This is a genomic window from Bradyrhizobium sp. sGM-13 (assembly GCF_018398875.1).
Lineage (GTDB): Bacteria > Pseudomonadota > Alphaproteobacteria > Rhizobiales > Xanthobacteraceae > Bradyrhizobium.
On sequence record NZ_JAGWDK010000001.1, the window covers coordinates 203,283 to 224,431 of the forward strand.

Here is a 21,149-nt window from a genome sequence, read left to right on the forward strand (position 1 = left end):
CTCGTAAGGGCACAATTACCAGCCGTATTTGCTCTGAACTTCCTTTAAGAAACGATTACGGCGGGAAACGGAATCGCGGACAGAAGCAGCGCCAAGCCCGTAGTTTTGCGGACCCTCGCATTCGGAACCGGCCCGGGCGGAACAACTCGAGATAGCTTCACCCTCGACGGGGCGCCAGCCTCGGCGGAGGCACAGTCCTGCCGTATCGAACCGGCAGTTGGAAGTCCGGACCAAATGATCAAAGTCAGATGACGGCAGCGCTTACCCCCGTGAAAATCCGAAAAGAGATGGTTTCTCAATGCCTTCCGCGCTTCTGAGGCCCTTTCCCGTTTCACCGTGCTCGATCTCTCACCCGCGTTCGCTCCGAGCCCACCTGCGTGCGGCACTGGCGGATTGGGACGCCAATGTGATTGACGCGCTAATGGAAGATGCGGCGAGCAAAGGTTCCGATTTCCAGAATCCGCACCGGACCAAGCGGGCGATGACGCTGAACCTGAAGGAGCCGAAGGCCTCGACGTCTTCAAGCGCCTTGTCGAGAAGGCCGAATGTCGTGGTCAAGGACTTCCGTCCCGATGTCGAGACCAAGCTCGTCAGCCGGCTCTCGGGCTACGTAACTTGCCGCTCAGTCGAACTGGCAAACAAGGTCGATTACCATACGTTGCTGGTCTGGAGTGATCTCCGCGAACATCGGCAGTGACAGAATTTGACCCTGATCGCCAAACGCATTCGGAAACTGTTCGGGGCAGTGCCCAAGGCGCGCATAGGCGGCAAGGAACGGCAGCGCGGTCGGATAGTTGATCGCGGTCTGCACGCCGTTGGCGTTCAGGTGTGCGGCCAGCGCGTCGCGGCGTGGATGCTTGATCGTGTAGAGATGATAGACATGGGCGCGGTCAGGCGCGACCTGAGGCACGATCACATCCTCGACCTGGTTTAGGCCGGCATCGTAGGCTTTTGCGGCGTCCTGACGCGCCTTGGTCCACTGCGCGAGATGCGGCAGTTTCGCCGAGAGGATCGCCGCCTGCATGCCGTCGAGCCGGCTGTTGATGCCCTCGATGTGATGCTGATGCTTTACCAGACCGCCGTGCCGCGCCAGCATCGTCATGTGCTCGGCGAGCGCGGCGTCATTCGTGACGACGGCGCCGGCATCGCCCATCGCGCCGAGATTCTTGCCCGGGTAGAACGAATAAGTCGCGGCCGCGCCGAACGTACCTACCTGCTGGCCCTTGTAACGCGCGAGATGCGCCTGCGCACAGTCCTCGATCACCCAGAGCTTATACTTGCTCGAGATAGTCATGATCGCATCCATGTCGGCCGGCTGCCCGTACAGATGCACGGGGATGATGCCGACGGTGCGCGGTGTGATCGCGGCCTCGATCGCCGCCGGATTGATTGTGAAGGTCGAGCCATCGGTGTCGCAGAACACCACGGTGGCGCCGGCATGCGTGATCATTGCGGACGTGCTGATCCAGGAATGCGCCGTGGTGATCACCTCGTCGCCTGGCTTGACCTTCAGCGCCGCCATGGCGAGATACAGCGCGTCGGTACCGTTAGCACAGGAGACGCAATGTTTGACGTCGACGGCAGCGGCGAACTCCCGTTCGAACGCGTCGACATAGGACCCGCGAATGAACGCATTGTCGCGGATGACGGAGGCAATCGCGCCATCGATCTCGCTCTTGATGGTCTGATACTGCAGTTGCAGATCCGCAAAAGGCACCGGCATCGGTCGGCTTCCTACTTGTCCGCCAGCAGCCGGCGCGCCGGGTTGCCGGCATAGGTCCCTGGCGACGTGATATCTCTGGTCACAACAGAGCCTGCGCCGATGACGACGTCATCGGCGATCCTCACCGGCAAGATGGTGGCGTTGGAGCCGATCGAGACGCGGTTTCCGATCACGGTCTCGCGCCATAGATCCTTGTTGCCCCGCGCCGGGCCGCCGGTCGAAAACGTGTCGTTCACGAACATCACCCCGTGCCCGACAAAGCAGTCTTCGCCGACCGTGACCAGTTCGCAGATGAAGGCGTGAGACTGCACCCGCGTGCGGGCGCCGATCACGACGTCTTTCTGGATCTCGGTAAACGGCCCAACAAAGCAATCGTCGCCGATTTTGCAGCCGTACAGATTGCACGGCTCGACGATTTTGACGCGCGCGCCGAACGCGACATCGCGCACGCCCGCCTGATGTATCACCGGCCGGTTCACGATACGACACCGAGCCGGCCCAGCCGAGGCGCGAAGCGAAGCGGCACCTCGGCGCCCGTCTCGATCGATTCGTAGAGCGCCGAAATCAGTTCCAGGCTCTTGCGCCCTTCGAGACCATCGACCAGCGCCGAACGCTGGTTCACCAAACAGTCGATCACGTGCTGGTAATAGGCCTGGTGACCGAAGCCGTAGACGTTCGGCGGATTGACGGAAAATTTCTCGATCACGTCCTTGTCCGAGGCAAGTTCCTCGACAAAGCGCCAGTGCCGGATCTGGTTGACGGCAAAGCCGGCAATTTCGACCGTTCCCTTCTCTCCGAGAATCGAAAGCGAGCCTTCGAGGTCGGTCGGACGCGCAGCCGTGGTCGCCTCGATGATTCCGAGCGCACCGTTGCGGAACTTCAGCGTGGCGACCGCCGTGTCCTCGGCCTCGATCTTTGCCAGCGCCGTAACCGCGCGGGCGTGAACGCTGACGACGTCGCCGAAAAACCATTCCAGCATGTCGACGTGATGGCTGGCCTGATTCGAGAGCACGCCGCCATCATAGGCCCAGGTGCCACGCCAGGCATCCTGGTCGTAATAGGCCTGGTCGCGGCACCAGCGGACGCGCACGGTGCCGAGTATCAGGCGGCCGAAGCGGCCGGCCTCCAGCGCCTCGCGCGCCTTCACCACCGGAACGTTGAAGCGATTCTGTTTGACGACGAACAGCTTGACGCCGGCCTCGTCGCAGGCGCGGATCATGTCGTCGGCGTCCTGAAGCCGCAATGCCATCGGCTTCTCGACGATGGCGTGCTTTCCGGCCTTGGCGCAGGCGATGACATGGGCGGGATGCATCCCGCTCGGCGTCAGCACCGCCACCGCGTCGATATCCTTCCGGGCCAGGAAGGTATCCATGTCATATTCCGCGGGGACGCCGGATCTCGACGCAATCGCGTCGGCGCGGGCGCGAACAGTGTCGCATACTGCGACAAGCCTGGCTCCGTCGACATGATTGCCACCCAAAAGGTCGGCGTGGCGCTTTGCGATACGCCCGCATCCGAGCAGGCCGAATCTGATCATGGGGAGCCTTATTCCGATTAACCGTCTGGATTCACATTAGCCGCCCCGTCGACCGCAGCCAACCCTTCAAAAAGGGCTGCCTTCCAAATCCCGGATGGGCCTGATAGATTTCGCCTCTCTCCGAAGCGTTGACGATCTCCCAACTGCTCCATACGACAACGCACCAAACGGCGAATATCGACCGAGCCGCACATTTACGCTGTGGTCTACGCTTGCCTCATAAAAAGCAAGCTCGATCGAAACTGCCATGTGAAGGCGACGAATGAAGAGACCAGCAGTTTTCTTTGATCGAGATGGCGTACTCAATGAAGACCACGGCTATGTTTACGAGATCAGCAAACTGAAGTGGATAGATGGCGCACGTGAAGCTGTAAAGGCCGCCAACGACGCTGGATATCTTGTCTTCGTCATTACGAACCAGTCAGGCGTGGCCAGAGGTCTTTACGATGAGCATCACGTGCAAGCTCTGCATGAATGGATGGCAGGTGATCTGGCTAAAATCGGAGCTCACATAGACGCATTCGAATATTGCCCCTATCATCCCGATGCGGTGATAGAGCGTTATCGCAAGGTAAGTCATCGACGAAAGCCTGCTCCCGGAATGATCACCGATCTTCTGGAGCGCTTCCCAGTAGATATCAATCGGAGCATTCTCGTAGGAGACAAGCCTACTGATTTGGAGGCAGCACGGGCCGCTGGCGTCCAGGGTATTCTGTTCTCCGGTGGCAACCTCGCACGACTGCTGAGATCGGTCCTGTACCCGAACCCAGAGGAGAGCATCGACAACTGAAGCGCCAAGCAACTCATGCGCGTCGACGGTTTCATTGGCCAGGGAAAGAGCGCCTCATTCTGCTCCTACCGAAGCTGCCGCTACCTTGACCTCGGCTGCGAAGCGGCATCAACGATCGATCTGGATGCAAGCCATTTTCCTTGCGGCGAGAATTGGCATATACTCAAGCATCGTTCAGTAATCTCGCTTCGGTGAGTTTTCATGGCTATTACCGTCCTCGTGACCGGCGCCGATGGTTTCATTGGACGCAACCTCATTCACTATCTCGCATCACGAAATTTCAAGGTCATCGCTGCGTCCAGGACGGTTTCCGAGTTCAAGCATCCGAGCGTTGTCTCGGCGCCTCTTCCCGACCTGGCTATGCCGTTCGATTGGCAGCCCCTGCTGGAAAAGTGCGACGCCGTCGTCCACCTGGCCGGAATTGCGCACCGCTTTGCTGACGAGGAGCAGTACACCCTGGTCAATCACCGTGCCACCGAAGCGCTGGCGAATGCAGCTTCTCGTCAGGGAAAGCATCTGGTTTTCGTTTCGTCGATTGCCGCGCAGAGCGGATCATTCTCGGAGGCGGAACTAACCGAAGATGACCCGCCCAAGCCTACCAACCCCTATGGGCGCTCCAAACTGGCGGCTGAAGAATCCGTTCGTGCGGCCCTGGGTTCCTTTACGATTCTTCGTCCCGTTGTAATTTACGGACAAGGTGAGAAGGGAAATTTTTCCGTCATACACAGGATATCAGGTCTGCCGATACCGCTGCCGTTCGGAGCATTGAAGGCGCAGCGATCGGTGCTGTCGGTTGAAAATTTCAGCTCGGCCGTCGAGCTGGTGCTGACCGAGCCGCGAGCCCGCGGGGAGATGTTCATCGTATCCGATCCGACGCCGCTCACCGTTCCGGATCTAATTTCGCGGCGGCGCGCCACGCTGGTTCGCGCACCCTGGCTGGTGCCAATTCCCGAGAACTGGATGAGAGTGTTCTTCGCGGCAGCTGGTTGGACCGGGCTTTGGCAGCGGATCGGCGAACCTCTCATTGCGCGCCCCACGAAGCTGCTCGCGCTCGGCTGGCAGCCGACCCTGAGCGATTCCACCTCTGACCTTATGAGCGCCCCCCGCAAGTAATCTTGCCGAAATCGCCCCGTGCTATTGTTCAGCCTAATCGTTACTTCCGTCGAACTACCGGCGAATCGTAGTGTAATCTCAGTTTGGCCTCTAACAACCACCACGGGCAAATGAGCTTTACCGGTATTATCATATGTATTTCAGCGTATCCAGCCCTGCGGGCGCCAACAATTCCGCCAAAAGCACCTGTCGTCGTCACCTAAGCATCAGTAAGGCATCATGATCGAGCCGGACGCCCATCCCACGACGATATCCGCACGCCTGCAGTGCGGGCGCAGATTAGCTTGGCTCCTTTGCTGGCATGTCGCGGCATGTTGCGTCTCCCTTTCCTACGCCGCCGCAGCCTCCTTTCCTGGCATCGTGGAGTTTGACAAAGCAAACGTCCTGATAGCGATACTGCGGACGCTCCCCTTCGTCGCGGTATCCGCCGTTTTCATAGTCAGCCGATTCAGCTTTGGCTATTTCGTCGGATTTTACTTCTACACGATGATCCTCGGCTATCTTTGGCTGATCGAGTTTTCGCTCCTTCCTTACAATCACTCGTTGGCGATAGTCTCCATTTTCACGTCCGCGCTGGCATTCCTGGCGCCTGCGCTGTTTGTCACTTCGCCGGTCAGGACGCGATTGGGTTTGTCGGAGAGAGGCTTCGATCTCCTGTTATCGGCTATCTTGATCTTCGCTGCGATTTCCATCGCGGCCGCCGCCTCTTACAATTTCAAGCTTGCCGGTCTTTCGGAAATCTATCGATTTCGCGAAGAACTCGCGTTTCCCGCGGCGGTGAGGTATGCCCTCGGCATCACATCGAACGCGCTGTTGCCGTTTGCATTTGCCGGCCTCATTCTGCGTGGAAGTCTTTTGCGGGCAGGAATCGTACTTGCCCTGCTGCTGCTGCTCTATCCCGTGACATTGACCAAACTAACGCTCTTTGCGCCGTTCTGGCTCCTGTTTCTCGCCTTCTTGTGCAGTTTTGTGGAAGCGAGGAGCGCAGTCATTTTGTCGCTGTTGTTGCCGATATCCATCGGCATAGCAATGCTATTGGTCTCGAAGGCGGGGCTAATTCCCTTTGAATGGTCAGCGCAGTACTTCGACATAGTCAATACCAGGATGGTCGCCATCCCATCGATCGCGCTCGAAGTGTACAACAACTTCTTCTCGACGCATCCGTTGACGCACTTTTGCCAGATCAACGTCGTGAAGCTTGTCATCGACTGTCCGTACAATGAACAGCTATCGATTCTCATGAAGGTATATAACCAAGGCGCATTCAACGCATCGCTGTTTGCGACAGAAGGCATCGCTTCCGTTGGCCTTAAGCTGGCACCGCTTTCTGCATTAGGTTGCGGCCTCGTGTTCGCAATTGCCAACCGCTTGTCTTCTGGGTTGCCGTGGAGATTTGTCTTGTTATCAGGTGGGATGCTTCCGCAGGTTCTTCTTAACGTGCCACTTTCGACTAACCTACTCAGCAACGGCGCCGCTATCCTGTTCTTGCTTTGGTTCGTTACGCCACGCACCATCTTCGACGGCAAAAACCAAGCGGTCTCTCAAACCGCAGCAAGTACGACTTAGCCGAAATCTATCCCCGATGTTGCGACGACTTCAGCGTTTTCTCAATAACCGTCGCAAAGCCCGTGGCAAAGGCAGCGACGCGGTCGTCGTGGCCGGGAACAAAACTTCGAACTGACGGTGCGCCGGAGTCCTGAGAGACCCGCACAATGTGATCGGCCAGAGTCGCGGGATCATCCGTCCCGAAATAGCTCGCCGTATCGTTGGTCTGTTCGCGGTGGACGTCAAGATCAGACAATATCATCGGTACGCCAAACGACTTCGCCTCCTCGACGGCCGTGCTCCATCCCTCCGAACGCGACGGATTGATCAGCCCGGTGCACGCCCGCAGCAATGCGTAAACGTGCGAAAGCGGAATCATTCCCAGATGACGGAAGCGTTTTTCGAGCCCGCGACTTCGCACCCGCGCCATGACCTCATCGAAATAGCCTCGCTCGCGCCGATCTTCGGTGCTGCCCGAAGCGCACACGACCGCATCGAACCTCCGCTCCGCCAGGATGGCCAGCGCATCGACGACCACCTGGTGATTCTTGTGCGTGTAGAACTGATTTGGCAGGTAGAAATACTTTTCAGGCAACTGATACTGCGCAACGATCTCAGCCGGATTTGCGGTCAGGAACGCCGGCGACGGCCCGGTCGCGAAACGAACCACACAGACCTCGTTCTTCGCTCCGGGATAGAACTTCCGGAAGTCGCGATGCGAGCTTTCGCTGCTCAGCATGACGGTGCGCCCCGATGCGATCTGCATTCGGAAGCCGGCTTCGCGACGCCACCGCGCCGCCGCCGGAAAAAGCTGCGGCAATCGTCGATGCTGAAAATCGGGAAACCAGGCAATCGCAGGATAAGGCAGTCGCCAGCCGAAGAAGCGGGCTGCCTCGAAGACGGCATCGATGCGGTGCGTCCGGAATGCGGCCACCGCCTCCCGGTCCAATCCCCATGCCAGCGCGGCAGCCAAACCGACACGGCCGTCGAACGCCGCCGATCGCACCACCTCCACATCAGGTATCGCGGCAAGCGGTGCAAGATCGGCATCATCGTCACCGGCCCCGGCAAACAGGATGGGCGCAAAGTCGCCGGTGCGGAACTTGCTCAGCGCCTGAAATAGATTGCTTTGATAGTTATAGCCGCCGGCCCAGAGCCTGCGCGGAATATGCGTAAAGGCGAGACGCAGCGGCGCCCCCTCGTTCACCGGCTCTGACCTTTGAACCACGAGACATAGTCCGGAAAGCCCTGTTCAGCCGGGATCGTCCACTCGAAGGGCAGAGCGCGGAGCGTTGCGTCGTCCGCCAGCAGACTTGACGGATCGCCAGCGCGCACAATGCCCGAAAATTGTACCGATACGGTTCCGCCCCAGCATTCTGCAAGCATGGCGGCAACCCGTGCCACCGTCGTTCCGAGACCGGAGCCGGCGTTGATCACTTGAAAGGTCTCCGCATGCGGCGTTCCGCCGATCACCGCCAACAGCCGGGCGATGTCGCGAACATCGGTCCAGTCCCGCACCTCCGCACCTGTTCCTCCCAACACGAGGTTTCGCTCACCAGCTTGCAAGCGGGAGCAGATGTCCCATGGCAATTGCTTGCGCAAGTTTGGGCCGTAGACCGAGAACAGCCGCGCCACCGTGCTGCGTATGCCAAAGGTGACGGCATAACTTCGGCAAAGCTGCTCCATCATCAGCTTGTGCTGCCCATAGGGCGACATCGGAAGCGTTGCGGCATCCGTCGCAATTGCACCCCCATGACCGTCTCCATAGACTGCCGCGCTCGACGCGACGATCAAGCGACAATCCCTGGCGGTCCCGCGCAGCCACTCCAGCAGCCTGGCCGTGCTCGTAACGGTGCGCGAAAAATCCTCAAACGGCTGCGCGATCGACAACCCAACCGACGACCCGCCGGCCAGATGGAAAATCGTCGACGGCAATCCTGCGCGCTTCGCAAGCGTGTTGAGATTGGCCGCATCGATCTCGCCGTTCAGCCAATGCTCGATACCGATGCGATGCCGTTCGGCTTCGCCGATCGCGCCGTGACCGATGCCGTGAACGCGATAGCCCCGATCGGCGAGCACCCTGACGAGATGCCGGCCAATGAAGCCATTGGCGCCGGTAACCCACACGTTGATATCTACCAAGCTAGTCATACCTGAGGGGTAGATCCGCGCGATAGCACCTTATTTACTATCATGGTTCTAGCGCTCACTTGGCGACAGCTCCCTCACGACAACCGCCGGATTGCCCGCCACAATGGAAAAGGCCGGAACGTCCTTGGTCACGACGGATCCGGCGGCCACGATGCCTCCCTGCCCGACGGTGACGCCTCGCATGATGATCGCGCAAGCCCCAATCCAGGCGTCATCGCCAATCTTGATCGGCTTATCGTCCAGACAAATGTCTCTTGGATGGCCCATTGTAAAGATCTGTCTCGCTTGTGCGTGACGCTCCGATGCTCGAATCGGATGCGTCAGATTGTCGAATATATTGACAGAATGGGAGATCAAGACCCGATCACCTATATCGATCGATGCTCCGGACCAAATGCGCGTTCCCATACCGACATAGCACCACTCGCCGACTGAGATCCGTCCGCCATGAGCGAAGATCATCAACTCGCCCCTGACATGCGAATTCGCGCCGATTACGATCTGGCTGCTGTCTCCTAATGCATTTCTAATTCTGGCGTTATGGCTAAGGAAGGCGCCCGGCTCAAGTCGGCACGTCGCCCTTCCGATCAATCGTTGAACGAAGAAATGAAAATTCACGCCGTCAATAGCGTGAGCGAAATGGCGATTGAGCGCTGAAAACCATTTCGTCGAATGCCGATAGTTCTCCGACGTTAAATCGATCGGACGCACTCTGGCCTCCCTTCCCCTTATATACCGTGGCAATGCCGATGTCCCGATAGCGCAGGATAGTTTAGTCCGAGCTCGACGCGCATTAATTCTACTGGCTAAAGGCGCGCCACAATTGCCTGGAACGCCAACCATTGACGTTCCTTACTGTAGATTTCATCGATAAGTCGTCGTCCATCTCCGGCAATTCCTTGCACGTTGGTCCAATCGTTCACGCACCGCTCGATCTGCCTGACACAGCTCTCACTATTCGAATAGGTGAGCATCGTCTCTTCGTTTCTCAGGCCTTCCGGATAATTTCCTTCATCTGAAACCAGCAGCGCACCGCATCCGATCGCCTCGAAACAACGCATATTGCCGCGATCTGGCCCCGCCATATCGATAGCGCCGTTCAGCACTATCTTCGACTTTCCAATTAACTCATATAGCTGCCTTCCAAACACCGGCGATCTGGCTATTTTGGAAACCGCCTGTGGCCGTCGATACTTCTGCAGCGGCAACAAACAACCGGCAAAACTTTCTGCAATCCTGGTCAGCCGCGACGCATCCAAACAGTACACCACATGCCACTCCTTAGCGAGACTGGCAACACGCTCAAGGATCTTCGCACGAGCGGAATGATGCCGGGAATATCCGCCCACAAACAGCACATCAATTGGCCGCTCACCGTGCCCATACGCATTCATTTCGGGATCAATCGCCGGCGCGAACCATTCCGCCCGACAGCCCTTCTTGCGCCATAAATCCAGGATCGACGGGAAATTGCCGAGCACTGCCCCATAAGCCGTGAAGTCCGCTTGTCCGGATGGTGCCGCTCTCCAGCATAGGGTCTTTCGCACGCATCCAGGTAGTGTTCGAACAAACGAACTTGGAAAGCGGACCGGATCGAGATTGTAGAGGATCTCGGTTCGATGGTGTTCGATCTGGGCAAGTAGAATTTCCTCGAGAGATGATTTTGCGGGAAGTCCATTCTCTCGCGCCCACGACCGTTGCATCATCTCATCGTTGCCGCAGGCAAGGAAAGATGTCGCATCTTTTTCCATCACCGGCTTGAGAAAGTGCAGCGCCCCAAATCGGTCGTCCAGAAAGGACCGATGCCGCTCGTCGAATGTCACTCCTGAAGGCACCCGCTTGTCCAGATGCGCGATATAGGATGGCGTGAGCCCGCAATTTTGAAACAGTCGCATCTCTACGATACTCTTGCCATCATCCATTTCATGTTTAGATAAGGCCAGATTCTTCCGGCCGACTCCCAGTCCCATTTCTTCGCAGAAGTCAGGTTGATGACTGCGCTACGCAGGCGGTCCTCGTCGACCAACTCGGCAAACGCCGACACTTTTCGATCGAGCAGATCGGTGGTCCATTCGACGAGAGGTCCGTTCAACCATTCGGGCATCGGCGAATTGAATCCGACCTTTCGGCGTCCCATCCGGATGGATTCCGGCATCAGGTTAGCCATCGCCTTTCGTGCAATGACCTTGGTATAGCCATTCGACGACTTGCTGGATTCCGGCAACGCCATCGCATAGGTAACCAGACGCCAGTCCATGAACGGCATACGGACCTCAATGCCGTGAGCCATCGACAGGCGGTCGAAGTTTCGCAGGATGGTCGGCAGCACGGTGCTGTGAGACATCCGGTAGAGCCGTCGGTTCAATGCACCCCAGTCGTGCGGCAGCACGTCGTCTTCTCCGACCAGCGGGAGCTCCGCCGGGACATCACGCAGACCGCCACGCAGGAAATAGTTTCCCTGGCGCCGGATCATCAGCGCCCGCAGCAGATCGGTGCCTCGCCGCGCCGGTGCCGAACTGGAAGCAAATCCGGCGAGCAGGTTTCGCATCCAGAACGCCCCCGATTGCCCCTCCTGAAGATAGGCCCCCATCAACTCGTCCGCGCCATGGCCGTCCAGCGACACTGTCACGTTGTGACGCCTGAGTTCTCGATAGATCAACCAGGCCGCGCTTGGAAGTCCGATATAGACGTCATCGTTGTCGTCGAGGATCTGGTCGAGTTCGATCAGCGCGTCGGCCCGCCCAATCTCGAGGAAGGTCGGCGCGACATCCGCCCACGCCGCCGCCTCCTCCGCCATCGGTCGCTCGTCATTCGAGGCGCCGGGAAACGTCGCCACAAAAGCATGGCGCCACGAGGTGCTGTCCCGCGGACCCATGCCGGCCTTTTCGTGCGCGGCCATGGTGCTGATCACAGCCGACGAATCGAACCCTCCCGACAGACAGGTCCCGATCGGCACGTCGCTGCGCATCCGAAGCGCGACCGCGTCCTGGAACAGTTCGCGAAAGCGCTCCACCCGTTCGGCTTCGGTGTTCGGGACCACCGGCAGGTGATCCACGGTCCGCCACCAGCGCCGGACATCCAGTTTGCCCTGGCGCAGCCACATGCAATGCCCACCCTGAAGGCGGCGCACCTCCCGGCAAAGGGTCCGTTCGCTTCCTTCGACTCCGAAGGCATCAAGCATAAGTCGCCGCGCCACGTCGATATCCAACGACACGTTGATCAGGCCGCTTCGGACGAATGCGCGCTGCTCGGATGCAAAGACAAAGCGCTCCGATGTCAGCGCATACAACAGCGGCTTGATGCCGAAGCGGTCGCGCGCCAGAAACAGCTCTTCAGTTTTGGTGTCGAAGATCGCCAGCGCCCACATTCCGTTGAAGCGCGTCAGCATGCCTTCCCGCCACGCTTGCCATGCGGCCAGAATGACCTCGGTATCGGACTGGCTGCGGAAGATTGCTCCCTGCGCCTCGAGCTCGCGTCGAAGTTCGAGGAAATTATAGATCTCACCGTTGAACACGATCACATGGCGGCCGTCGGCCGACACCATCGGCTGAAAGCCGCCCTCGCCAGGATCGATGATGGCCAGCCTGCGATGGCCGAACGCCAGATTGCGGTTCGCGCTGAACCAGCTTCCCTCGCCAAAGGGTCCGCGATGCGCGAGGAGATTCGTCAGTCGCGAGATTTCCGCCGGTTCGACCGCGTTACCGCGGAGGTTTATGATGCCAGCAATTCCGCACATTCGTCAGATCGCCTTGAGAGACAGGAAACGGCTGGCGATGACGCGGAGATCCCGCCAGCAGGCCGCGCCGTAGGGACCGGCCCGTGAAACCGCGACCGCGACGACGAAGATGATACCAGCCGCCAGCACATAACAGCCCCCCACGTACCACCAGCCAATGGCCTGGTCGAGTTGCGCGTTGCGGAAGCCATATCGCAACGCCAGCGCGGTTGCGATGCCGACGCCAATCGGCATCAACACGAAGTGGGTCAGACGCAACCGCATACCGGCGAGCCCGAAATGCCGGCACAGCAAGATCACGACGGTCACCATTTGAGCGATCATGCCAATGCAGGCACTCCAGCCCGCCGCCTGCCATCCGAAAGACGGCAAAGCGGTCGCACTGGTCGCCACCGTGAACACGCCCGTGAGCAATGAGATCACGGCATTCGAACTCGATCGCCCTTGCGCCAGAAGATAGAAAGCAAAGACATTCGAGCTCGATCCAAGGATGCCGGCGATCGACAGTGTCACCAGCACACGCTGGGCCTCGGCAGCCACTTCGGCGCCGGTCCACAGATGAAGCAACGGGCCGGCGACGGGGATAAGGCCGCCAAGCGCACTCGCGGCGAGCACATTGAGTATCCAGGACGAGCGGAACAGGAGATCGGCCTTGCGATCGTCAGTCTCCTTCTGCAGAGCACTGAAGAACGGGAAGAGGATTTCGCCGACCTTCAGGACGCCGATATACACCGCCTCCTCCAGCCGCTGCGCAATCGTATAAAAGCCGACGAATTGCGGCTGCAGCAAAGCTCCGAGCAAGTAACGATCCGCCTGTGCGGCAATGAGCGCGCCACTCTGTGCGGCCAGTTGCCAGCCACCCAGCTTGACGAGGCTGCCGAGCGACCCGCGATCGATCGTCGGGCGCGCGAGCCAATCGCCTATGACACGTCGGGACCATCCGAAGGCCAGAACAAAGCTCGTTGCAAAACCCAACGCTTGACAGCCGAGAAGCGTCGAGGCCAGAGGCCAGCGCGGAATCAACAACAGCATGGAGCTTGTTGCGACCACGGTACTGATGATGCTGATCGAAGCAACCCTTCGATAGTCCTGGCGCGCCGTGAACAAGGCCAGGAAGACAGCGGACAGGCACTGGCACAGCCACCCGGCACTGGCCAGCACAAACGCGAGTCCCAGGTCATCCGCGGACAACCCGCTCAAATGAAATCCAAGCCGCGCAAGCGGTGCCCCGGCCAAAGCAAACAGCATCGCGATCGCGCCGCCGGCTGCCAGTGCCAGCATTGCCGCCGTGGCGAACATTCGTCGCGCATCGTGGCGCTCCGACGGCTCCAGCCGCAGGGCCAGTTCCCGGGTCGTCGACAATGCAAGGGCGTTGCTGAATGCCAGCGCGGGCGCAACGCATGCCGTAACGAGCCCAGCGACGCCGAACGCAGCGACGCCGAGGCGAAAGACCACAAACGGCAGGACCAGGAGGTTGAGCGCCACGGCTACCGCAAAGGCAATCGCGTTCCAGGCAGAATTACCCAGCACATCGACCGGACTTTTTCTTGACGCCGTATCAGCCATCAGGCCATCGCACCCTTGCTCAAATCGCGCATCCCGTTAGACCAAGCCTGCCCGCGCCCCCCGGGGCAGCGCGACACGGATCGGCCAGTTGGCGCAACCGTCCGACAGCCAATAAAGTCCCGGGGAATATGTCACACGGCCTGAGGGCAATTAGCACGGCCGCGAAACGGATCGAGGTACCAGAAGCTTGATTTGTCCCTAACAACTCAACTACAGGATCAGCCGGAACGCCGCAATGCAATCGACGTAAGTTGTTGAAATAATGGGATTAACGGATGAATCGGCGCGCAGGTTTGCGTGGCTTTGTCGGCACCGATTTGCGTTCGTAGGCCCGCCTGCCCTGCGGGCATCGAACCAGGAGTTGGAAACCTGCGCCAGATTGTCTAAGTCAGACCGAGGCTGCCTTTCCGACGCAAAATCCAGAAAACGAAGCTTCTCATGCCTTTCCCACGCGCTTCGCAGGCCCTTTCCCGCTTCACCGTGCTCGATCTGACCCGCGTCCGGTCCGGGCCGACCTGCGTGCGGCAGTTGGCGGACTGGGGCGCCAACGTCATCAAGATCGACGCGCTCTTGGAAGATGGTGGCGGCGAGCAGCCGGGCGGCCCGCGCCATGGCTCGGATTTTCAGAATCTGCATCGCAACAAGCGGGCCATGACGCTGAACCTGAAGGACCCGAAGGGCCTCGAAGTATTCAAGCGCCTCGCCGCCAAGACCGACGTGGTGGTCGAAAATTTCCGTCCCGACGTGAAGGCAAAACTCGGCATCGATTATGAGAGCCTGCGCCAGGTCAACCCGCGCCTGGTCTATGGCAGCATCTCCGGCTTCGGCCAGGATGGTCCCTACCACAAGCGGCCGGGCTTCGATCAGATCGCGCAAGGCATGGGCGGGCTGATGTCGGTCACCGGCGCGCCGGGCCAGGGCCCGATGCGGGTCGGCATCCCCGTCGCCGATCTCACGGCCGGGCTGTTCTGTGCTCTCGGTATCCTCACGGCGCTGCTGGAGCGCGATGTTTCCGGCGAGGGTCAGTGGGTGCAGACCTCACTGTTGCAGGCGCAGATCTTCATGCTGGATTTCCAGGCCTCGCGCTGGCTGATGGAGAAGGAAGTCGCCAAGCAGGCCGGCAACAACCATCCGACCTCGATCCCGACCGGCGTCTTCAAGACCTCCGACGGCTATATCAACATCGCGACGACGGGCGGGCGGATCTGGGAACGCTGCGCGCAGGCGATCGGCGCCCCCGAACTGATCACCAATCCCGATTACGCCACGGCGCCTGCGCGCTCGAAGAACCGTGATGCGCTGAACGAAGCGATCGGCAAGCTCACCGAAAAGAAGTCGACGGAAGCTTGGGTCAAGGAATTGAACGAAGCCGGCGTGCCCTGCGGCCCTATCTATTCCATCGACCAGATGTTCGAGGACGCCCAGGTCAAGCACCTCGGCATCGCGCAACACGTGCCGAACGACGAGAACCGCCACATCCAGCTCGTCGGCCAGCCGGTGACGCTGTCGCGCACGCCAAGCAGGATGGCCGCACGCCCGCCGGAATTCGGCGAGCAGACCGAAGAGGTGCTGGCCGAGTTCGGTTTTGCCAAGGACGAGATCGCCGAATTGCGCCAGCGCAAGGTTGTTTGATTCCTGGATTCGCAGGGCGGATGGCGAAGCGTAATCCTCCGAACTTGCCGTGAATGGCGGATTACGCTGACGCTAATCCGCCCTACGGCTTCGGCATCACGCGTCAGCGTTCACCGGCTGACATGTTGCCGCGATCGGCTACACTGCCCTTTCATTATCCCGTGAAAGGCATTCCATGCGCATCATGATCCTCAATGGCCCGAACCTGAACATGCTCGGCATCCGCGAGCCGCATATCTACGGCTCGACCACGCTCGACGCCATCAAGGCCTCGTGCGAGGAGTTCGCCGCCTTCACCGGCACGCAACTGGCGTTTCACCAGTCCAACCACGAGGGCGAGTTGGTCGACCTGATCCAGTCCGCCCGCACCTCGGCGGACGCCCTCATCATCAATCCCGCCGCCTACTCCTTCACCTCGATTGCGATGTTCGACGCCATGAAGATCTTCGAGGGACCGATCTACGAGGTGCACATCTCCAACATCCACGCCCGCGACGAGTTACATCGGCATTCGAAGCTATCGGCCGCGGTGAAAGGTGTGATCGCGGGCCTCGGCCCCTACGGCTACATCGTCGCCATGCAGGCCGCGTTGCAGGGCGCCGGCCAACTGCCGGAGTCGCTACCGGATGCCGTCCGCATTGGCCCGAAATGACGGATGGAGCTTAAGATGCAGGGGTCCGGCTACCTCGCGATCTGGAGCGATCTGACGCCGCAGGACGAAACCGACTGGGCGCACTGGATCACGCGCGAACACGCCGCCGAGCGCGTCGGCATCAACGGCTTCCTGGCCTGCCGCATCTTCCGCGCGCTGGGCGCGTCGGTGAACCGCTATTTCATCCTCTACGAACTTGAAGACGAGCGCGTCGTCGGCGGGCCGGACTATCTGGCGCGGCTAAATGCGCCAACGCCATGGTCGCAACGCATCATGCCCCGGCTCGACAATTTCGCGCGCGGCGGCGGCCGTGTCGCGGCGTCTGCCGGCACTGGCCAGGGCGGCATCGTCGCGCCGCTGCGCCTCGACACCGCGCCATCCTGGGATGCCGCCGTGCTTGTCGCCGAGCTCGCGCATCTCGACCGCATCATCGCCGCGCGGCTACTGCTCACCGATGTCGCACAGACCTCGATCAAGACCCGTGAGAAAGGCATGCGAAGCAACGACGGCTCTTTCGCCGCCCTGCTGCTGATCGAGGGACTGGACGAGGCTGCCGTCCGCGACGCCCTTCATCACCTCCGCAAGATGCTTCCGGCCGAGGATCACGGTGCAATCGACAGCCTGCCGCTCTACCGGCTGGCGTTCAGCCTGCCGAAGTGGCTCCTGCCGGGTTGAAGAAAAGTGACTAAACGAGTTGACGAACTGCGGGCTGATTTGCCGCTCGCGCAAGCGCGATTCATGCAGCGGCTTGCGACAAGATAACCTGACAGGCAAATCAATTCTGATTTTCAGAAATCGTGTCAAGCCCGGGAATCAAAAATATTCCGCTTTCGTTCTTACCCAAATCAGTCGCATAACTCCGCCCGTCTCACCCAATTGAGGGGCGGGTCGCGATCGTCACGAACGTGCGGTGAGATGCGATGGACGCGAGAGGCGCGCAAGACGTAGGCGCGCTGAAGCGTACGGCGAAGTCGTGTGGTTCGGGCGCCGCGGTGCTGGCGTTAAGTCGGCGGTTGCGCATCGATCCAAATGGATCGAGCGCGGTATCCCGTCGGCGACGGAGGCAAGAAAGCCGTTCTCCGGGAAGAGCACGAAGTAAGCCGTAAAGCCATTGCGCAGAAGGCCGGGATGCTCCCGCTGTACCTGTATGCTCGTGTGCGCTTTTGCTATGCGCAACGGCACACGAGACCGCGGGTGCAGCCAGCACCCGGTCTTCCCTGCGCCCTCTGATTGAGAGGGCGGGAATTCGAGAAGCAAGACTCGGGCGAATTGAGCCGCGAGAACGTCTCCTCATACTCAGTCGTCATCGCCCGGCTTGACCGGGCGACCCAGTATTCCAGAGACAGCAGTGATTGAACCGATAAGCCGCGGCGTACTGGATCCCCGCATGCGCGGGGATGACCAACTGCTGCGCATCGATCGGCCTCCACTACGCCTTCGCCAGCCGCAACATGCGCGTGACGCTGCCGAACGCCTTGTCAATGACGGGCCAGAACAGCAACACGATCGCCAGTGTCGTGATCGAGCCGACCAGGCCGTTCGACCAGAACACCTTCAAATCGCCGCCGGCGCCGATCATCGACAGGCGGAACGCATCCTCGGCGCGGTTGCCGAGCACCAGCGCCAGCGTGAACGGCGCGAGCGGAATGCCGATCTTCTTGAAGACGTAGCCGACGACGCCAAAGCCCAGCATCAACCAGATGTCGAAGATCGCGTTCTGGATTGCATAGGCGCCGATCGCGCAGGACACCACGATCATCGGTGCAACGGCGGCGAACGGCACGCGCAGGACGGACGCGAAGATCGGCACCGTCGTCAGCACCAGCACGAGGCCGACGACGTTGCCGAGATACATCGACGCAATCAGCCCCCAGACGAAATCCTTGTGCTCGACGAACAGCAGCGGCCCGGGATTGAGCCCCCACACCATCAAGCCGCCGAGCAGGATCGCTGCGGTGCCCGAGCCCGGGATGCCGAGCGCGAGCATCGGCAGCAGCGCCGCGGTGCCGGAGGCGTGCGCCGCGGTCTCCGGCGCGAACACGCCCTCGATGCGTCCCTTGCCAAAGCTGTCCTGGTCCTTGGAGAAGCGCTTGGCGAGGTTGTAGCCCATGAAGGACGCGGCAATCGCGCCCCCCGGCGTAATGCCGAGCCAGCAGCCGATGAAGGACGAGCGGAACAGCGTCACCCAGTATTTCGGCAGGTCCTTCCACACCGACAGCACCACGCGCAAGGAGATGCCGGCGGCGTGGCCGCGCAGCGCCAGGCGCTCCTCCATCGTGAGCAGGATCTCGCTGATGCCGAACAGGCCGATCACCGCGACCAGGAAGTTGACGCCGCGCAACAGTTCCGCCGAATCGAAGGTCATGCGCAACTGGCCGGACACGGTGTCCATGCCGATGCCCGCGAGCAAGAGACCGAGCGACATCGAAATGACGGTCTTGTGCTTGGCCTCCCGGCCGAGCCCGACAAAGGAGCAGAAGGTGAGCAGATACACCGCGAAGAATTCGGGTGGCCCGAATCTCAGCGCGAACGACGAGATCATCGGCGCCAGGAACGTGATCAGCATAACCGCGACCAGCGAGCCGATGAACGACGAAGTGAAGGCCGCGGTCAGCGCTTCCGCCGCCCTGCCCTGCTGCGCCATCGGGTAACCATCGAAAGTGGTCGCGACCGACCAGGCCTCACCGGGGATATTGAACAGGATCGAGGTGATGGCACCGCCGAACAGCGCACCCCAGTAGATGCAGGACAGCATCACGATCGCCGAGGTCGGGTCCATCGTAAACGTCAGCGGCAGCAGGATTGCAACCCCGTTCGGACCGCCGAGGCCGGGCAGCACGCCGACGAAAATGCCGAGCACCAGCCCGGTCATCATCAGGAGCAGCGTCTTCCAGGTCAGCAGCACGGCGAAGCCGTGCATCAAGAGGCCCAAAGCTTCCATTTACGGGGCTTCCATGGCGCGTGTTCCACCGACCGGTTAGCGGCCAAGCGCCGCTTCGAGCGGGCCCTTTGGCATGATGACGTCGAAGGTGATGTCGAAGGTCACGAACATCGCAGCGGTGAACACGAAGGCGGTGAGCAGCGACTTCCACCACGCGATCTTGCCGACCAAACGCATGAAGCAGGAGATCAAAAGGAAGCTTGCGACATAGAGCCCGAGGAATTGCGTGGCGAGGCAGAACAGAACCGTCGGCACGAACACGGCCATCACACGGCGAAGCTGCGCTTGCGTCACGAAGGATTCGGAGGCTTCCCGGCGCGACAAGAACGCCGCAACCAGGCCGTAGAGACTGGCGCCACCGAGGATAATCGACAGATAGAACGGAAAATAGCCGGGCTGCGGACCGGTGGATTCCCAGCCGGCGCCCGTTCGCCAGTTATCGTACCCGAGTGTCAGCGCAAGCGCGAGAAGCAGAAGGCAGACGACCACGTCGACCACCCGAACGCTCGCCATCTGAGGCGAGTCCGCCTCCGGCGCGGTCGGATCCTCGACGACGATTTCGATGTCGGTATTGGACATGGAGACGGTGCCCCCCGGTACGACAGTCCTAAACGGGGATACGTGCCGGCGCCGCCGGCGTCAATGTCCAGCGCTGCGCTCCGGGAATGCGCTCGCAAGTGCAGCACGATCGGGCCGCAGCAGACCGCGTTCGGTGATCAAACCCGTCACCAGCCGCGCCGGCGTGACGTCGAAGGCGTAATTGGCAACGGGCGAGCCGTCGGGAACCACGCGCACGGTCTCGACGCGCCCGTCGGTGGTGCGGCCGGTCATGGTCGCCACCTCCTCGGTGTTGCGCTGCTCGATCGGAATCTGCCTGATACCGTCGTCGATGCTGAAATCGATGGTGGGCGACGGCAGTGCAACATAGAACGGCACGCCGTTGTCGTGGGCGGCGAGCGCCTTCAGATAAGTGCCGATCTTGTTGCAGACATCGCCACTGGCCGTCACCCGGTCGGTGCCGACGATCGCGAGATCGACCATGTGGTGCTGCATCAGATGGCCGCCGGTATTGTCAGGGATCACCGTGTGCGGCACGCCGTGGTGCCCGAGTTCCCAGGCAGTCAGCGAAGCGCCCTGATTGCGCGGCCGGGTCTCGTCGACCCAGACATGGACCTTCAGGCCGCTATCATGGGCGAGGTAGATCGGCGCCGTGGCCGTGCCCCAGTCCACCGTCGCGAGCCAGCCGGCATTGCAATGGGTCAGGATATTGATCGGCTCGCCCGGCTGCTTCGTTGCCGCGATCTGTTCGATCAGCGCCAGACCATGCCGGCCGATCCCCTGGTTGATCGCGACGTCCTCATCGGCGATTTCGCCGGCGCGCCGGTAGGCTGCCGCGACGCGCTCCGACGCCGGCACCGGCCGAAGCAAGCGCGCCATCTCGTCGAGCGCCCATTTCAGGTTGATCGCCGTCGGCCGTGCCGCCAGCAGCATGGCATAGGCGCGATCGAGCGCCGCATCGGAAGCGTCAGCGCGCATGGCGAGCGCCATGCCGTAAGCCGCAGTCGCGCCGATCAGCGGCGCGCCACGCACCAGCATGGAGCGGATGGCCTCGGTCGCATCCGCGGCGCTCGCGATATGCGCCACCACGAATTCATGCGGCAATCGCCGCTGGTCGATCGCACCGACCGTCCAGCCGTCGTCCTCAAGCCAGATGCTGCGAAAATGCCGGCCATCGACCTTCATGTCTTACGCCCTTCGCGTCG

The 21,149-nt window shown here is 60.7% G+C and carries 18 protein-coding genes and 1 pseudogene; 7 read left to right on the top strand and 12 right to left on the bottom strand.

The annotated features are described in order from the left end of the window. Positions 1 to 336 precede the first annotated feature (336 nt). Positions 337 to 589 (top strand): annotated as a pseudogene (locus KJQ96_RS40040) (CoA transferase); the annotation flags it as partial. A gap of 33 nt (positions 590 to 622) precedes the next feature. Here KJQ96_RS40040 and KJQ96_RS00955 read toward each other — a convergent pair. Genes KJQ96_RS00955 through KJQ96_RS00965 form a run of 3 tightly spaced genes read right to left on the bottom strand, consistent with a single transcriptional unit; the run spans position 623 to position 3,260 of the window. Further along, positions 623 to 1,723: a DegT/DnrJ/EryC1/StrS aminotransferase family protein gene (locus tag KJQ96_RS00955; RefSeq protein ID WP_213284838.1), complete on the bottom strand. Its 1,101-nt coding sequence runs from the start codon at positions 1,721 to 1,723 to the stop codon at positions 623 to 625. Positions 1,724 to 1,734: 11 nt separating this feature from the next. After that, a complete protein-coding gene (locus KJQ96_RS00960; protein WP_213284839.1) occupies positions 1,735 to 2,202 on the bottom strand; it encodes an acyltransferase in 468 nt (155 codons plus the stop codon). Next, positions 2,199 to 3,260 (bottom strand): Gfo/Idh/MocA family protein, encoded by a 1,062-nt coding sequence (locus KJQ96_RS00965; protein ID WP_213284840.1) that lies wholly within the window; start codon positions 3,258 to 3,260, stop codon positions 2,199 to 2,201. Before KJQ96_RS00965 ends, KJQ96_RS00960 begins: the two co-directional genes overlap by 4 nt. 262 nt (positions 3,261 to 3,522) lie before the next feature. Between KJQ96_RS00965 and KJQ96_RS00970 the strand changes: the two genes are divergently transcribed. The 3 genes from KJQ96_RS00970 to KJQ96_RS00980 all read left to right on the top strand — a co-directional run bounded on the left by KJQ96_RS00970 (position 3,523) and on the right by KJQ96_RS00980 (position 6,729). Then, positions 3,523 to 4,050: an HAD-IIIA family hydrolase gene (locus KJQ96_RS00970; protein ID WP_213284841.1), complete on the top strand. Its 528-nt coding sequence runs from the start codon at positions 3,523 to 3,525 to the stop codon at positions 4,048 to 4,050. A gap of 201 nt (positions 4,051 to 4,251) precedes the next feature. After that, positions 4,252 to 5,163, top strand: coding sequence for an NAD-dependent epimerase/dehydratase family protein (locus tag KJQ96_RS00975; RefSeq protein ID WP_213284842.1), 912 nt, complete (start codon positions 4,252 to 4,254; stop codon positions 5,161 to 5,163). Between the two features lie 219 nt (positions 5,164 to 5,382). Next, positions 5,383 to 6,729, top strand: coding sequence for a hypothetical protein (locus KJQ96_RS00980; RefSeq protein ID WP_249733568.1), 1,347 nt, complete (start codon positions 5,383 to 5,385; stop codon positions 6,727 to 6,729). A gap of 7 nt (positions 6,730 to 6,736) precedes the next feature. Here KJQ96_RS00980 and KJQ96_RS00985 read toward each other — a convergent pair whose 3' ends face one another. From KJQ96_RS00985 to KJQ96_RS01010, 6 genes are all read right to left on the bottom strand, one after another. After that, a complete protein-coding gene (locus KJQ96_RS00985; RefSeq protein ID WP_309142343.1) occupies positions 6,737 to 7,936 on the bottom strand; it encodes a glycosyltransferase family 1 protein in 1,200 nt (399 codons plus the stop codon). After that, complete coding sequence (locus KJQ96_RS00990; RefSeq protein WP_249733569.1) at positions 7,912 to 8,850, bottom strand: NAD(P)-dependent oxidoreductase; 939 nt, start codon at positions 8,848 to 8,850, stop codon at positions 7,912 to 7,914. The genes KJQ96_RS00985 and KJQ96_RS00990 overlap by 25 nt, the downstream gene beginning before the upstream one ends. A 57-nt stretch (positions 8,851 to 8,907) precedes the next feature. After that, positions 8,908 to 9,570: an acyltransferase gene (locus KJQ96_RS41695; RefSeq protein WP_309142344.1), complete on the bottom strand. Its 663-nt coding sequence runs from the start codon at positions 9,568 to 9,570 to the stop codon at positions 8,908 to 8,910. 95 nt (positions 9,571 to 9,665) lie between these two features. Beyond that, entirely contained in the window at positions 9,666 to 10,781 is a 1,116-nt protein-coding gene (locus KJQ96_RS01000) for a glycosyltransferase (protein WP_249733571.1), read from the bottom strand. After that, positions 10,757 to 12,595 (bottom strand): asparagine synthase (glutamine-hydrolyzing), encoded by a 1,839-nt coding sequence (gene asnB, locus KJQ96_RS01005; protein ID WP_213284845.1) that lies wholly within the window; start codon positions 12,593 to 12,595, stop codon positions 10,757 to 10,759. Before asnB ends, KJQ96_RS01000 begins: the two co-directional genes overlap by 25 nt. Before the next feature lie 3 nt (positions 12,596 to 12,598). Then, positions 12,599 to 14,161, bottom strand: coding sequence for a lipopolysaccharide biosynthesis protein (locus KJQ96_RS01010; RefSeq protein ID WP_213284846.1), 1,563 nt, complete (start codon positions 14,159 to 14,161; stop codon positions 12,599 to 12,601). Between the two features lie 438 nt (positions 14,162 to 14,599). Between KJQ96_RS01010 and KJQ96_RS01015 the strand changes: the two genes are divergently transcribed. From KJQ96_RS01015 to KJQ96_RS01025, 3 genes are all read left to right on the top strand, one after another. Continuing rightward, complete coding sequence (locus tag KJQ96_RS01015; RefSeq protein WP_213284847.1) at positions 14,600 to 15,793, top strand: CaiB/BaiF CoA-transferase family protein; 1,194 nt, start codon at positions 14,600 to 14,602, stop codon at positions 15,791 to 15,793. 175 nt (positions 15,794 to 15,968) lie between these two features. Beyond that, a complete protein-coding gene (locus KJQ96_RS01020) occupies positions 15,969 to 16,445 on the top strand; it encodes a type II 3-dehydroquinate dehydratase (RefSeq protein WP_249733572.1) in 477 nt (158 codons plus the stop codon). Between the two features lie 15 nt (positions 16,446 to 16,460). After that, positions 16,461 to 17,120: a hypothetical protein gene (locus tag KJQ96_RS01025; RefSeq protein ID WP_213284848.1), complete on the top strand. Its 660-nt coding sequence runs from the start codon at positions 16,461 to 16,463 to the stop codon at positions 17,118 to 17,120. Between the two features lie 754 nt (positions 17,121 to 17,874). Here KJQ96_RS01025 and KJQ96_RS01030 read toward each other — a convergent pair. From KJQ96_RS01030 to mtnA, 3 genes are read right to left on the bottom strand one after another with little or no spacing between them, the layout of a single operon-like run. After that, positions 17,875 to 19,386, bottom strand: coding sequence for a tripartite tricarboxylate transporter permease (locus tag KJQ96_RS01030; protein ID WP_213284849.1), 1,512 nt, complete (start codon positions 19,384 to 19,386; stop codon positions 17,875 to 17,877). Positions 19,387 to 19,422: 36 nt separating this feature from the next. Next, positions 19,423 to 19,965, bottom strand: a complete 543-nt coding sequence (locus KJQ96_RS01035) for a tripartite tricarboxylate transporter TctB family protein (protein ID WP_213284850.1) — start codon at positions 19,963 to 19,965, stop codon at positions 19,423 to 19,425. Positions 19,966 to 20,025: 60 nt separating this feature from the next. Further along, positions 20,026 to 21,129 carry an S-methyl-5-thioribose-1-phosphate isomerase gene (gene mtnA / locus KJQ96_RS01040; protein ID WP_213284851.1) on the bottom strand — a complete coding sequence of 368 codons (1,104 nt, stop codon included), beginning with the start codon at positions 21,127 to 21,129 and terminating at the stop codon, positions 20,026 to 20,028. Positions 21,130 to 21,149: the final 20 nt, after the last annotated feature.